The organism is Prevotella jejuni (assembly GCF_900187995.1).
Lineage (GTDB): Bacteria > Bacteroidota > Bacteroidia > Bacteroidales > Bacteroidaceae > Prevotella > Prevotella jejuni.
Genome location: NZ_FZNZ01000008.1, coordinates 75744 through 91017, shown reverse-complemented (window position 1 = coordinate 91017; position 15274 = coordinate 75744). Strand labels below are relative to the sequence as shown.

Sequence of the window (15274 nt, the reverse complement as noted above, 5' to 3'; positions counted from 1 at the left end):
TGAATTATTTTCGCTCGTGTGGCTGTTGCTTCGGTCGGCAGTTTTCTGCGTAAGTGAGGAACGCTTTAATTCGGGTAACTTTGCCCACAGAAATTAAAGCGTATGAAACAAGGAAAAATGAAGGTGTTGCTCTACCTCAAAAAGAGCGGTCTTGACAAGTCGGGCAAAGCCCCGATTATGGGGCGGATAACCATCGACCGTTCCATTGCCCAGTTCAGTTGCAAACTCTCCTGCAATCCCGATTTGTGGAATCCCCGTGAGAGCCGAATGGACGGAAAGAGCCGTGAGGCGGTGGAAGTGAACAGCAGGTTGGAAAACCTGTTGCTGTCCGTTCAGTCTGCTTATCAGTCCCTGCTCTCCAAAGGATGCCCGTTTGACGCAACCGATGTGAAGGAGCAGTTTCAGGGCAGCGTGCAGACACGGTGCATGCTCATCGAAAGGCTGGACATACTCATCAAGGAAAAAGAAAACCATGTAGGTATAGACATCAAGGAAGGAGCCATACACGGCTACCACTCCACCCGGATACATTTACAGAAGTTTATTCAACGGAAGTACAAGGTTTCGGACTTGGCATTCTCGCAACTTACAGAGGATTTTATCCATGAGTTCCAGCAGTATTTCTTAGGTGAGTGTGGTTTTCAGGAAAGCACGTTCTATAATGTAGCCACGCATTTGAAGACGGTATGCAGATTGGCATACCGTGAGGGATTGGCAGACACGCTCCTTTTTGACAAGGTTAAGATATCAAAGGGCAACAAGAAACTCCCCAAGGCACTCGACAAGGAAGCGTTGGAAAAGCTGAAGGCTCTCTGCTTTGAGGATTTGGAGGAAGAAATGGAAACGGCAAGGGACATATTCCTCTTTGCCTGCTATGTTGGTGCAGCCTATTGCGACCTGATGGAACTGAGCAAGTCCCACCTTGTCCGTGATGATGAAGGCAAAATGTGGCTGAAATTCAACCGCCACAAGACAGGCGTACCCTGCCGTATCAAGTTATTGCCCGAAGCCATTAGGCTGATAGAGAGGTTTCACTGCGATGAAAGGGAAACACTGCTTCCCTATATCAAGTACAAGAGCTATCAGACCTGTCTGAAAGCCCTGCGGCTTCGTGCAGGCATATCGTTTCCATTTACCACTCATACCGCAAGGCACACCTTTGCAACACTCATCACGCTTGAACAGGGTGTGCCTATTGAAACGGTAAGCAAGATGCTGGGACATTCCAACATAAGCATGACGGAACGCTATGCCAAAGTAACTCCACTGAAACTTTTTGAGGAGTTCGACCTTTTCCTCTCTTTTACAGGTGATATGCAGCTGACTATCTAACGATAAAGTCTCATCATCTTATTTTTTTTCATCCAATCAATCAAAACATTAAAGCATCAAGACAATGAGAAGTACATTCAAGATAATGTTCTATATCAACAGACAGAAAATTAAGGCAGATGGCAATACCGCCATTCTATGCCGTATCACCATAGACGGAAAAAGCACAACCATTACCACGGGCGAAGAATGCAATCCCTCCGAGTGGAACACCAAGCAGGGCTTGACGACAGACAGGAAAACCAATCAAAGACTCCATGAGTTCAGGGAAATTGTGGAAAAGACCTATCAGGATATACTGACAAGGGACGGAGTGGTAAGTGCTGAACTTATCAAGAACCACCTGCAAGGCATAACAGAGAATCCGTCAACCCTCCTTGCCATGAGCAGGGCGGAGCTGCAAGCACTCAAGGAAAGCGTTGGAAAGTCAAGGGCGGAGGGAACTTATCTGAATCTGTCCCATTCTGACAAGAACCTCCGTGAGTTTGTGGAAGATAAAGGATTGCAGGACATATCCATTTCCACCATTACGGAGGACTTGTTTGAGGAATATCGCTTCTTTCTCAAAAAGCGCGGATTAAAGGGAACGACCATCAACAACTATCTCTGCTGGCTGAGCAGGCTGATGTTCCGTGCGGTCAGCAAGAGGATTATTCGCTGCAATCCTTTTGAGCATGCCAAGTATGAGAAAGAAGAAAAGAAGATACGCTTCCTGCAAAAGAGTGAAGTTGCTAAACTTGCGACAATGAAAATGAATGACAGCGAGGCGGATTTGGCAAGGCTGATGTTCGTCTTTTCCTGTCTTACGGGACTGGCAATCGCTGATATGGAAACTCTGCAATATGGGCATATCCAAACGGCAGCGGGCGGGAGGAAGTATATCCGAAAGGAACGTCAAAAGACAAAGGTGGAGTTCGTTGTGCCGCTGCATCCAATAGCGGAGGCCATTATCCGCCATTGTTGGGAAGAACAGGAGGGAAACGAAGAACTGCAGACGGTGAAAGAAAAAGGCGACAGCCTTGTCTTCCCCCGTAGTTGCAGCCGTAGCGTAATGGGCAAGAACCTGTGCATTGTGGGCAAGGCTTGCGGTATCAGAGAACGGTTGTCCTATCATATGGCAAGGCACACTTTCGGTACAATGAGTTTAAGTGCAGGAATACCCATTGAGAGCATTGCCAAGATGATGGGGCACGCCTCCATATCAAGCACGCAGATTTACGCGCAGGTGACGGACAGGAAGATTTCGGAGGATATGGACAGGCTCATTGCCAAGCAATCTGCAAAAGAGAAAGAAATTGCGGAGAGAGAGGCTTGTGAACCTTCGGATTTTGCAACCTGTAAAATGGAGGAAACGGCATGAAAGCAAGCAATAATTCAAAGAGCAAAAATAGCACGTACAATCATCGCAGTTACTTTGATTGGGGGAGTAATATGCAGGTTGTCCACAAGGGTAAAGGCGAGATTGCCATGACGGAGGGAGAACTTGCGAGGTTCTTCGGTGTGACGTGGAGAAAACTCAATCATAGGCTTCAAGCGATAATAAAATCTTCCAACTTGCATCCCGATGAAAGGGGTGCAGGCCAAGAAGAAGTTATCAATGGTAGAGAGTGTGTTGGTTATGCATCACTTTATCCGCTCTCAACAATCATTGCCCTGTCCTTTCTATTGGACAGCATGGAAGCGCATTTATTCAGAAAGTACATCAGTAGAAGATTGCAGACAGAGTCTGCCATTGTAACGCCAATCTTCCTGTTAGGCAATACCAAGAACTAATGAATATATTTCCTTTTTCTTTCACCGATTATATCTTACTACATTACTACAATAAGAGTTAAAGCGGTGAAAGAGAAAGGATTAACGTGTAGTTGGCTGCTCAAAATAATTGTACTACGCAGTAACTACATTTGCCTTTCTTCTTTCACTGCTTCATTACGGTTAAAAAGGGAATTATATGCTATTTGTTATTTGCTTGACTATCCTCTGGAGCACGCTTTCATTGCTTATAAGTATAGATGCCGTGCCCACCATTCCGCTGATAATTTTATACCTGCAATCCGTTATCCTTACCTGTGCCGTGAATACGCTGCCTTCTGCCGTTTGTCGGGGTGTATGCGATGTGGCTGTTATTACACCATTTGCAACTCCGTATGTTTCTGCATCGTAACCCTCAACTTCGATGTTCGCTGTCATTCCTCTTGCTATCGTATTCACGTATTTATAGGGAACGGTTATTGTGCCTTGATGGGCATTTGTCATCTGCACCTTTGCACTGATGGTTTCGGGATAAGGTATAAAATATGCGCCCACCAATAGTCCCAATATCACAATGGTGATTATCGTGATACCATAACGGACAATCCTTGACGGTATCTCGCCAATGATATGCCTTACTTTCTCGCTGCGGAGTTCTATCTCGTTGTCTGCCATAATATTCCTTTCTGCTGTTAGTTGCCTAATTCTAACTGATTTTTTACGAGGTTATAGTATGCACCCCGCTTTGCTGTGAGTGCTTCGTGGTTGCCAATTTCTACCACCTTGCCTTTATCCAATACCACTATCTGATCAGCATTCTTCACCGTACTTAGGCGGTGTGCCACGATAACCACCGTCTTGCCTTTGTAGAACTCATCAAGATGTTCTACTATCATACGCTCATTGTTGGCATCGAGCGAGTTGGTGGCTTCGTCAAGAAAGATATAGTCGGGATTCTTATACACTGCCCTTGCTATCAGGATACGCTGTTTCTGTCCTTGACTCAAACCAACGCCATCGCGACCGATCTTAGTGTTGTATTTTAAGGGCAGTCCCATTGCATAGTCATGAATACAAGCTATTTCAGCAGCTTTCTGCAATCGCTCCTTGTCAATCTCGCCGTCATCTACGGCAATGTTCCTTGCTATACTCTCGGAGAATATCACACCGTCTTGCATCACCACGCCACATTGCCTGCGCCACCATTTCTTATTAAGTGCGTTTACATCTGTTCCGCCAATAGTTATTTGACCTCCCAATACGGGGTAATAGCCTAACATGAGTTTGATGAGCGTTGTTTTACCGCTGCCCGATGCGCCCACAATGGCTGTTACCTTACCTTTGGGGATAGTGAGACTAACATCATCTATAATAGTTTTCAGTGCGTGAGGGTCGTATTTGAAGTTTACGTTTTCAAGGTCTATGCCTTCGTTTTCTTCTTTCACTGCTGTTTCCAATCCTTGCTTTCCGTTCTCATCATCCATACGGTGGATTTCATTGATACGTTCAAGGCTTATCTTTACATCCTGCACCGAATAGAAGAAACTCATCAACTGCTCGACAGGTGAGTTGAGTTGCCCAATGATATACTGCACGGCAAGCATCATACCCAGCGTGAGTTGTCCATGAATGACGGCTGTTGCTGCGACCACCGTGATGACGATGTTTTTCAGTTCATTGATGAAGATGCTGCCTGCCTCTTGTGTCTGTTGGAGTTTCAACGATTTCATCTGCACTCCAAAGAGGTCTGCCTGCACGTCCTCCCATTCCCAGCGTCTGCGCTGCTCGCAGTCTTGGAGCTTTATCTCCTGCATGGAGGTGATAAACTCGTAGGTCTTGTTGTTGTTGATGGCTTGCTGCTCAAAGAGTTCGTAGTCAAGTACCTTTCTGCGCCTGAGGAAGAGTGCAAGCCAACCGCCATAAAGCAGACTGCCGAGCATGAAGATGGCAAAGACGAGCCAATTATAGGATAGCAGTACGATGCTGAACACCACAAAGGTGAAGAGTGAGAACACGATACTGAGCGTCTGTTGCGTCAGAAACGTGTTCACCCTACTGTGGTCGCCCATACGCTGCATGAGGTCGCCCATCAGTTTGGTATCGAAGAATGACATCGGCAGCTTTAAGAGCTTGATGAAGAAGTCGCTTACCAATGAGATGTTGATGCGCAGCGAGATGTGCAGCAACAGCCAACGGCGAATAAAGTCGATGGCAGTACGGCTCACGGTAAGCATCAGTTGTCCTAAGAGTATCAGCCATATAAAACCGATATTCTGGTTTTTGATGCCCACATCCACGATAGACTGGGTGAGGAAAGGCAGAATAAGCTGTAACAAACTGCCCACGAGCAAACCTAAGACAATCTGCCCGAAGTACTTGCGATATTGCTTGATGTAGCCAAAGAGGAATCTGAACGAGCGTTCCTCTGTTGGCTGTTCCTCCATCTGCTTTTCATAAAATGCTGGTGTGGGTTCCAAGAACATGACTATTCCTTTCTCCTCACCGTCCGATTGAGTGCTGACCCAATGCTTCTTAAATACTTCGAGGTCGTATTTTACATGCCCTTTTGCAGGGTCTGCAATGTAGAATCCGTTCTTTTTAACTTTGTATAGTACAACAAAATGATTTTGGTTCCAATGGAGTAAGCAAGGATAATTTATGTCTTTTATTTGATACAAGCTTGCTTTTCCACATAGCACATCAAAACCTAAGGCTTCTGCCAATTGTTTTAAAGCCTGCATTGAAACACCCTCATTGGTTATAGTACAGGTATTTGATAGAGTTTCAAATGAACACTTTCTACCATAATACTTACAGACCATAGCCATGCAGGCAATCCCACACTGCATGGCGTCATGTTGCCTATAAAAATAAAAGGACATTTATTTTGCTGTGTTGTATTTGGTAAGACCGGAGTCGTTGTCTCTATTATTAATGTTTTTACCCAGATGCCTTCGTGAATTGCCTTTTGACAAAGAATAGACGAAAGTCAGTGCCACAAGATTTTTGAAATTACCCCATCGGGTCTTTTCTACGAAATGGAATGAAGGAGTGTCCGCATAAATCCTGGAAGGATCGGGATTGTAAATGAACATGGCACCCACGGTGATTGCACCTAATTTATAGGTAAGGGATGCGTTCGCATTATACCCAATCTTCTCAAAGACATCACCTTCAACAGTGGTCATCGGTAGATTGTGGTTGGTAATGAACTGCCACTTGCCTGCCACCACCTGACAAGAGATTCCGACATTGTTCAGATTGTGGTTGACACGCTGATTAGGCGTATTGTATTTGGAAGACAGATAGTTATAGTAAGGCTGCAAAGTTAGCCAGGAGAAAGGTCTGCAACTCAGAACAAGCGATGCGCCATACTCGTTGACATGGCGGATGCCCACAATCTGGTTCACGAAGTCCGAACCGTCAGCGGAAACAACTGTCATATTCTTGCTGGGATAGTAGGCATGGCTGACGGAAGGTTTGACAAACCAGATATTATTGGCCGACGCATACTGGAAGCTAAGTTCGGTGCGGTAGAAATGGTAGGGCTTCAGACTGCTGTTGCCTTGTAGATAGAATCGTTCATCCACGACGGTACGACTATCTGTGAGCTGACCGACGTTAGGAACCGCAGATGCTATGGACGACGTCAGGCGTAGCGAACTGTGTTTGTGCAGCTGGTAATTAAGAGAAACAGAAGGCCGCATAAGGATGTAGTTGGCTATTGCCTTCGTCGCAGTTCTATATCGGTTGTTCTCCACACCGATTCCCAGGTTGTAGGACAATGCCCCCCATTGATTGGTGTAGTCGGCGTATAGGTATTCCTTTTGCGTATTCACTGTCGACAAATTGGATGCCCCGTCTGTCTGACGCAGGTTTTTGTATTGATAGTAGGCTCCTATCTGTATATTTCCCTGCCACAGTTTGTCAGTATAAAGTGCTTCTGCTATTAGCGAGTAAGACTTGTTGTCGACGACGTTGGTAAACGTTCCCGTTCCCGAGGTGTTTGTTAGATTATTGTTCGAATTGGATTTGAAATAAGTGTTCACCACATTGACCGACAGACTGTTGCCTTTACGGAAGGTGTGTCCGAAGTAGATGTTGGCCGATATGGATGAAAAGTCACTTTGAAGCCTTCTGTGGTTGGCATCTTCCAATGTACCCGTCCGCAAGAGCTGTTGACTGTATTGCTGGGTAGCCGGAAACTTACGATATTCTAAAGTGATATTGAAAAGGTTGCTGTTTTGGAAACGCTGATAGAATAATTGTCCTATGTGGTAGGTACCAGTGTATTTACCCGACAGACCCTTGTAATCGTTCGTCACATCCGGATAGACATAACGGTTTTCCATGGTGTTCCGGTCAAGATGTCTGTAGTCCAGAAAATATGCCGCAGACACCTTGTTGAGCGAATCGCTATAACTGGTGGAAATCAAGTTGGTACCATATCCTGTGGTGATACTGTTTTTGGTGTCGAGATATAGTGAATAGTGCCTTTTGTTGGTGCGCTTAGTCGCTACATCTAATACAGCACCTATCTTCTCATGCGCAAACCTTGCAGGCGGATTGGAATAGTAGTGCAGGGTCTTTATTTCGTCGGCTTTGAGCAGCATCAGTTCACGTACCGACCTCCTGATTCCATCAATCAGCACCAAGACAATTTTACCATCTGCCGTCAGCAGTTCACCGCTGTTTGTTGAAAGTCTGAATTGCGGCAGGCTACTGATGGCCTCCAAAGCGTTGTTTCCCATCTGTCTGGCACGCCTGTCTAACAGGATGATGTCTGCGTTGCCGAAGCTTCTTAGCCCTTGAGCCGACACAGTGACCTCTGAAAGGTTCTGTATGCTTTCTGTCAGCTTGACCACTCCGACATCGCCACGCTTGCACGTTAGCTGTTGTGGCCGATACCCTAAACAAGAGAATTTCAACAGGAACTGTCCGTCTTCGTCTACATTCAAACTGAAGGTTCCTTTTGAATCCGTCAACGTGTGAGCAATGGCTGCCGTGTCAGATAAGCTGGCCAATACGCAGTCAACGCCGGCTAATGGACAGCCAGACGGATCGGTCACCGTACCGTATATCCTGTTCTGTGCGTTGCTGCTTATCAACGAGACTACAAAGGCAAACCATAACGTTGTGAAAATTCTTGCCACCATAATATAAATTATTTACACATTGAATCAATGTAATTTACCATCGAATCTTCCAAATTGATATCCATTCCATCGAATTTACACGCATTTACATATTCATTATCCCTTGGACACACCCCCATACAAATTGGAAGTTGTTTGCATTGTAAGCACCGTTTATTCTCAAAGGATTTCACCTCATATTTTCTGATAAAATCCATGTTCCAAGAAATAGAACCATCGTTTTGAATAATGCCATGAGTTTTGTTCTCATACAAATCATTGCATGCCGTACATTTTATAACATCACCATTAAAATTAATGGCATTATAATACTTACGACTAGCGTAACATGGAACGAAGTTTGTGATAACGTCCAGACGTATTGTGTTATAACCAGATTGTTCAAATAAATTAAGAAGTTCTCCGATGTCTTTATATCTATCTTTCCTTACCTTTTCTTGCCATACTTTTTTGGGGGTAATCGTTATTCTTCCCCGATTAGCCATTGTAATGTGATGGTTGATTTGATCTACTATTTCATAATTTAGATTCTCGTCAGTATAGTTAATTCTCAATAGAATATTAACAGCCTTTGTATTGCTGAGCAATTGGTTGATGTTGTTTAGAACATGATCGAATGCAGAATCACAACCTTTCTGATATTTTACTTTATCATGGTTCTGTTTGGGTCCATCTAATGTAATATGAAACCGCGTCATGCCAAGTTTTTGAATTAATGGAATGTTTTTGGGGAAAATGAAGTAACCATTTGATGTAGCTGTTGTTGAATATTTTACACCTTTTTTCTCACATTCTTTTTGTGCGAATTCACATATTGGCTTTATAATTTGTTTTAAGTACATTAACGGTTCACCACCAAACCATTCGATTTGAAGTGATTCTATATTCTGTACATCAATCATATATTTGATGTGTGTCATCACATTCTCCATTGTACTCTTCGACATTCTTGAAGGTATATGATTTTGTATGCAATACCAACATTTAAAGTTGCAATCCAAGGTTGGTAGAATGATTAACAGATAGTTCTTCTTGTTTACTGAATCACAATATCTTTTCCTAATTATTGAAAGCTCATCAGTATTATCCGGCACAATGAAACCACTTGCTGATAGCTTGTCTTTTAGAACTTTAGGGATGAACTCAATTCTTTCTTTGTCTGTGAGTAGCCTCTCTATTTTTAACCCTAAATCCTTGGGAAGCTTAAAATAAGTGTGTTCAAGCCCATTGTACCAATAAGATTGGTTATTTTGGTATATTATATAGTTATAATTACTTGCTTTCATATATTACAATACTTAATTAACATCCCGTAAAAAAATAAAAGAGCCATATCAAGTATGGTAATGAACGATATGGCTCTTAAAGTGTTGAAGTTTCATTATCATCTACCACGAAATACCTTCAGGTACACGTTGAAATGATGTAGAACTGTTCATTAAGCATGTTGTACCCCCGGTTGAGATTGATCTGTCACAATAATAACATCACATCCGCATCCGGCAACATTGTTAGAACATCCTGTCTGAGAGGCTGCCATTTCAGAAGCTCCACCCTTGACTTCAAGCGACTCCATTAAGGATAATTCCTCAACTGAAAAAAGTTTTTGGTTTTTCATTTAATGTAACATTTAATCGCCTTCTTACTGCTTCAGGCATTGCATTCTTTTGTCGTCAAAATTAGAAAAATATATAGTTGAGTTCAAATAATTTCGATGTTTTCTTGCAGGTTTCCTTGCAAAATCATACTTTTGTATGATAATATATAATCTTTCATGTAACATTATATAGTCAAAAAACGTGAACACGTAAAAAACTCCATAGAATGACGATTTTCGATATTTTAAAAGGGTTAAAAGAGGCAGACGACAACACACAGAGTATCCGGAGTCAAGCCACCAGTGATTATTCTCCTTATATAAAAAGTGCCCAAGCTACTGATAGGCTTGGATATGGAAAAATAGTTCTGATTGATTTCTGTCAATATACTTTTCTATATATATCACCATCTATTTTTTCAACTCTACAACAAAAAAGATTTAGAGATAACGGAGGAAGAATTGATAATATACTTGATGAAAGGCAGTTAAGCTATTTGAGCAATATTCTTAAATCGTATTTCGCGTTACAAAAAAACTATGCCCGTATAGAGTCCTCTGTCTTGCATTTTGACTTTTCAATAAATACCTCTTTATGTAAGCAAATGATACATGCCTCGTTGACCCCTTGTTTAGTAATGATAAAAAAATAACTTGGTATTTTTTTCTCTCTCTCCATGAAACCATATAGTTCCATTTCTGGAGTTTTTCATCAATTGAATACACTGCTCAAGACCGATGCCTCGGCTCCGAAAATGTACCAAGTTATTTTTTAATCATTACTAAAAACAAGCTGTGGCGCTTATTTTTTTGAGAAATCCTTGCATATCTCGAAGAATTTCCATATATTTGCCACACATTATATATGTGTATTTTGTAAATGAAATATATGAAACAGTCCTGGCTGTGTAAACAGGAGCGGATACCGAAAAGCTTACGAGTAGGTTTCTTTAAAATAATACAATTATGAAAACGAAAAAACTACTAAGCCACACAAATTATGCAGCTAAAGTTGTTGCTTCAGGTTGTTGCTGTAATTGCAATTCATGTTGCTGCTGCTGGTCACTTTTCTCCTCCAGTGCATCCATGGAACAGGCTGCTGTAGCCTAATAGTAGCCAAATGAGTGTAGCTCGTTTTGAGTCAGCTATTCTCTAAATCATTAAAAACGAGGTTGTTGTGAAATCACACACATATACTACGATTATTAGTTTATGGTACGATTATTCACATTTATCTGTTACGCAGAATGAGATTTTAGCAGTTATTCAAACAACTATCAAAAATCAACAAGTCTGTTTTTGAAGCCAGACTATCTTTCGATTCATCACGAAAGGAAGAAGCGGAAGATAGCTGGTTTCGATTTTACCCATTAAATTAAAAAACAATGAAACAATTTGATATATTCTTCGATAATGACAATAAACTGTATCAAGTAAGAACCAAAACAGATACAACAACCATAGAATTTACAGATTCCGAAAAAGAACTGATTTTTAAAGACTTGATCAGATTGTACGATACACGGGATAAAATATCTTTTTCAACAATCCAAAAACTATTAAATAAGGCTGACTATAACAAACTTTTGGATGTAGTAAAAGAGTTACAAGAATGTGGAATTCTAGATGAACTGAATTTCGAAGCAGAAGGTGCCACTGTTATTTCTGATATATATAATGAAGTCAATCACAAACCGGTTTCAGAAATGAAGATTGCTTATATTGGCAATACAGATTTTGGCAACCAAGTGAAAGAGAAATCATCCGAATATAACATAGAACATTTTGTTATCTACTCAATAGATGAATTGTCGGATGAAACAATTGAGTCAATCCTCTGTAACAGCGATTTTATCATTGTTGATTCTTTGACTTGGAATCCGTACAAAATGCACATTATCAACGAGAAGGCATTGAAACACAGCAAACCATGGTTATTGATTGAAGGACTGACTTTCTCTGGAAAATTCAGTATTGGGCCGATTTTCCACGGCAAATACACAGGATGTTATGATTGTTACAAAAATAGAATAAGGAGCAATGACGAATTCATCAACTTCAATGACTCTTACGTTAAATACCTTGAAACAGAGAAAGCATCAGCAAAACCAGACTTGAATATCCAACCAGTAGTAAAGGATATGGCTTCCGCTATTGTAATTGCAGATATGCTGAAGTTTCTTTATGCCTGGTATCCCCCGGAAACTTGGAAGTGTTGTATATTGATAAATCCGTCCAATTATGAAGTAGAAAAGCATACTTTTATAAAAGCTCCGATTTGTCATGTATGTAAACCAGCATTGGATTATAATCCGGCTCCGTGGCTCGAATCAGTAACTCTTTAACATAAAAAAACAATGGATGCAGTCAACAACTCTCTGATTAAAGGTATAATGCTGATTTCCAATCAGTTTGGAATCGTAAATCATGTATCCAAATTACCCAGGCTCAATTACGATCCTAAACTTGTAAGCTTTGGTATTTGGCCCAGCAACACTCTGGCTTTCGGAGCAGAAAAGTATGAAGGAAGAAGTAGCGGATGTAACTTTGATCTGCAAAAGTCATTTATGGGAACTTTAGGTGAAACGGTAGAAAGGTATTGCCCCGTATTCTACAATAAAGAGAATATGATCCTAAGTTCTTATAAAAATCTAAAAGTACACGCTATACCGCCCTCGGAATATGCCTTGTTCCATGAGAAGCAATATGCCCAGGAAAATTATCCTCTCCATCGGTTCGACGAGAATATCGAATTACATTGGGATAAATGCATGGATATTACTAATGGGAAAGAAACCTGGGTTCCCGGAGCATGCATCTATCTTCCCTGGTCATGTGAAAAGCAATGGATAAATGTAAGTACATCAACAGGCTTGGCAGCACATACGAATTGGGACAAGGCTTTGCTGGTTGCATTACATGAAGTCATTGAAAGAGATTCGTTTTCTCTCACTTGGTGGCAGAAAATAAGCGCTCCAAAAATTATTATAGACGAGGATATCAGCCATTTTATCCATGAGCGTTTTCCAGCAAGCTACGAGTGGCATTTTATGGATATAACTTACGATTTAGGTATTCCGACAGTTTATGGTATCTGTTTCGGTGAAGCCGAATATGGTAAATTTGTAGCCGTAGGCACTGCGACAAGAGACACCTATGGCGAAGCATTGAAGAAAGTTATTCTCGAAATGGGGCAAAGCGTCAGCTATTTCAGATATTTGTTAGGAGAGAAAAAGAATTGGCAGCCTTCTGAAAACTTTCATACATTACTGGATTTCGAAGACCATTCTATACTATATATAAAAAAACCAGAACTGTGCGAGGTCTTCAAAATCTGGACGGAAACAAAGCCGACCAGAAAGATTGATTTTCTTGAAGAGTCTGCACGCTCAACCAAAGAGAACATCCGGCACATTACCAGCGTACTGAAGTCCAAAGGTTACAATGTATTAGTAAAAGACATCACGACTCCTGATGTAAATCAGGCAGGCTTCTATTGTCTGAGGGTTATCGTTCCTCAATTAATACAAATGGGTGGTGCGTATTCCTTTTATTTCCTGGGCGGAAAAAGACTATATACGATACCGCAGGAACTAGGCTACAAATGCTATCCTTTTGAAGAATTAAATGTATATCCACATCCATTCCCTTAATAATATGAAAACAATAAAATCAAAAGCATTAATAGCAAGCTTAGATTCAGGACTATATGGAGCTAAAAATTTTGGTGAATCGTTGGCTTTGATTTTTAACGAGAATGTGAAATTTGATAAGTTTCTGATTCGCAAACAAGTTGAAAGTATCCAAAGTTTCTCCAATAAATACGTCCACCAACGCTCGTGCCAACCGTATAAAGTGTTTCCCACCAGCAAAGAGTATGATTTGAAACCTTATCTCAAAGAGATGCCTGGTAGTGAAAAAACCAATCTATTCAATATCCTTGCTAAGCGCCGTTCCGGAAGAGCCTATTCTCCTTACTCCATTTCGCTCAACGAGCTGGCGCTACTCTGCCATTATAGCTATGGAATTAGCGGAGAAGACTTTAATAAAGAATCAGAAGCTACGTTACGATTCAGAACGGTTCCATCTGCAGGTGCCTTATATCCACTTGAATTATACGTATATTTGAATACAAGTGTATTGCCTAAAGGAATTTACCATTATAGCCCCAATAAGTCAGTTCTCGAATTCATCAAAGAAGAAGATTATATGGAATATTTAAGAGAAAATCTCGTAGCAGAACCTTTCGTGGATTTGCAACATTGTAGTTGCGTGTTCTTCATCACGTCCTTCTTTGAGAGAGTACTTATCAAATATGGCGACAGAGGCTACCGATTTATACTTCAGGAAGTTGGATTTTTAACTCAGAACATCTCGTTACTCGCCGAATTTCTCGAACTTGGCTCTTGCGTTCTGGGAAGCTACGTTGATGACAACATCAACCAGATCCTCTCTGCTGACGGAACCTTTGAAACTGTGCAAAATGTGATTGTAATTGGAAAAAACAAGGAGGTTCAAGATGACAATGTTACAAGCAAATAATATTTCTTTTTCGATTCAGGGTACTTCCATCCTGCGCAATGTATCGCTGGAAGTTAATCCTGGAGAAATTGTAGCTCTATTAGGACAGAACGGTTCCGGAAAGACAACATTCATTGAGTTGTTGTGTAATATGATGAAATGTTCATCCGGCAATTTCGCATTTTTCGGAAAAGGCAACTTCGACCAGAACAAACAGAATATTGGTGTGCTTTGGGATAATCCGGTTATTTTCCCCATGTTAAAAGTCAAAGAAATAATCGGATTCACTCGAAGAATCTATAACATATCGGAATTGCCACGAGACATCTACGATTTCCTTGAATTAGATAAGATAAAGAATAGGTTCTTTTATCAACTTTCAAAAGGGGAAAGAAAAAGGGTTGCCATTTTTTTGTCCGTATTACATAACCCGTCATTGTTGATTCTGGATGAACCGACCGCCGATCTCGATCCGATGATAAGGGAGGTTATCTGGAGGAATATTTTCAAAAGCAAAAACCGGGGTGTCCTGTTCACGACACATCTTTGGGAAGAAGCCGGAAAATATGCAACCAAAATCTATTTTATCTACGAAGGGAAAATTATCTCGAAAGCATTGAGCCCGCAGGAATTGATAAATGAGTCGGCATATCAGCAAAAGATTGTCATCTCTAAAGAACTGTCCGGCACTGATCCTTTTGAAAATGATGAAAATGTATTGGTCATCCCAGATGATAAATTCCTCAAAATATACTTGAAGAGAGAAGATACCAAAACATTACAAAAGGTTCAGACCCGAACCTACAATTTTTCACTTATGCCTGTTGAGTTAGAGGATATATATCAAATTTTAGTAATGATAAAAAAATAACTTGGTATTTTTTTCTCTCTCTCCATGAAACCATATAGTTCCATT

Annotated in this window: 13 protein-coding genes; 8 read left to right on the top strand and 5 right to left on the bottom strand. The window is 41.2% G+C overall.

Going from position 1 to position 15274, the window contains the following annotated elements; all coding sequences use genetic code 11:
• Positions 1–102 precede the first annotated feature (102 nt).
• From CHB62_RS04230 to CHB62_RS04220, 3 genes are all read left to right on the top strand, one after another.
• A complete protein-coding gene (locus CHB62_RS04230) occupies positions 103–1332 on the top strand; it encodes a site-specific integrase (protein ID WP_008449768.1) in 1230 nt (409 codons plus the stop codon).
• A gap of 64 nt (positions 1333–1396) precedes the next feature.
• The gene (locus tag CHB62_RS04225) at positions 1397–2692 is read left to right on the top strand and encodes a site-specific integrase (RefSeq protein ID WP_089365823.1); all 1296 of its coding nucleotides are present in this window, start codon (positions 1397–1399) and stop codon (positions 2690–2692) included.
• Entirely contained in the window at positions 2689–3105 is a 417-nt protein-coding gene (locus CHB62_RS04220) for a hypothetical protein (RefSeq protein ID WP_009012960.1), read from the top strand. The genes CHB62_RS04225 and CHB62_RS04220 overlap by 4 nt, the downstream gene beginning before the upstream one ends.
• A gap of 174 nt (positions 3106–3279) precedes the next feature.
• Here the strand turns inward: CHB62_RS04220 and CHB62_RS04215 are convergent, their stop codons facing one another.
• The 5 genes from CHB62_RS04215 to CHB62_RS04195 form a co-directional block, all read right to left on the bottom strand.
• Positions 3280–3759, bottom strand: coding sequence for a hypothetical protein (locus CHB62_RS04215; protein ID WP_008449756.1), 480 nt, complete (start codon positions 3757–3759; stop codon positions 3280–3282).
• Positions 3760–3776: 17 nt separating this feature from the next.
• On the bottom strand, positions 3777–5966 hold the full coding sequence (locus CHB62_RS04210; RefSeq protein ID WP_008449702.1) for a peptidase domain-containing ABC transporter: 2190 nt from the start codon (positions 5964–5966) through the stop codon (positions 3777–3779).
• Positions 5967–8240 carry a TonB-dependent receptor gene (locus tag CHB62_RS04205; protein WP_009012961.1) on the bottom strand — a complete coding sequence of 758 codons (2274 nt, stop codon included), beginning with the start codon at positions 8238–8240 and terminating at the stop codon, positions 5967–5969. It abuts the gene before it with no gap.
• 8 nt (positions 8241–8248) lie between these two features.
• Entirely contained in the window at positions 8249–9526 is a 1278-nt protein-coding gene (locus CHB62_RS04200; protein ID WP_008449654.1) for a radical SAM/SPASM domain-containing protein, read from the bottom strand.
• A 152-nt stretch (positions 9527–9678) separates the two neighbouring features.
• Positions 9679–9858: a hypothetical protein gene (locus tag CHB62_RS04195; protein ID WP_009012962.1), complete on the bottom strand. Its 180-nt coding sequence runs from the start codon at positions 9856–9858 to the stop codon at positions 9679–9681.
• Positions 9859–10064: 206 nt separating this feature from the next.
• Between CHB62_RS04195 and CHB62_RS04190 the strand changes: the two genes are divergently transcribed.
• The 5 genes from CHB62_RS04190 (at position 10065) to CHB62_RS04170 (ending at position 15229) form a co-directional block, all read left to right on the top strand.
• Positions 10065–10490: a hypothetical protein gene (locus CHB62_RS04190; RefSeq protein ID WP_019036535.1), complete on the top strand. Its 426-nt coding sequence runs from the start codon at positions 10065–10067 to the stop codon at positions 10488–10490.
• Positions 10491–11222: 732 nt separating this feature from the next.
• Complete coding sequence (locus CHB62_RS04185; RefSeq protein WP_008449695.1) at positions 11223–12182, top strand: TOMM precursor leader peptide-binding protein; 960 nt, start codon at positions 11223–11225, stop codon at positions 12180–12182.
• 12 nt (positions 12183–12194) lie between these two features.
• Positions 12195–13490: a YcaO-like family protein gene (locus CHB62_RS04180; RefSeq protein ID WP_089365822.1), complete on the top strand. Its 1296-nt coding sequence runs from the start codon at positions 12195–12197 to the stop codon at positions 13488–13490.
• Between the two features lie 4 nt (positions 13491–13494).
• Positions 13495–14379: a SagB/ThcOx family dehydrogenase gene (locus CHB62_RS04175; RefSeq protein WP_009012966.1), complete on the top strand. Its 885-nt coding sequence runs from the start codon at positions 13495–13497 to the stop codon at positions 14377–14379.
• Complete coding sequence (locus CHB62_RS04170) at positions 14363–15229, top strand: ABC transporter ATP-binding protein (RefSeq protein WP_232214123.1); 867 nt, start codon at positions 14363–14365, stop codon at positions 15227–15229. Before CHB62_RS04175 ends, CHB62_RS04170 begins: the two co-directional genes overlap by 17 nt.
• Positions 15230–15274: the final 45 nt, after the last annotated feature.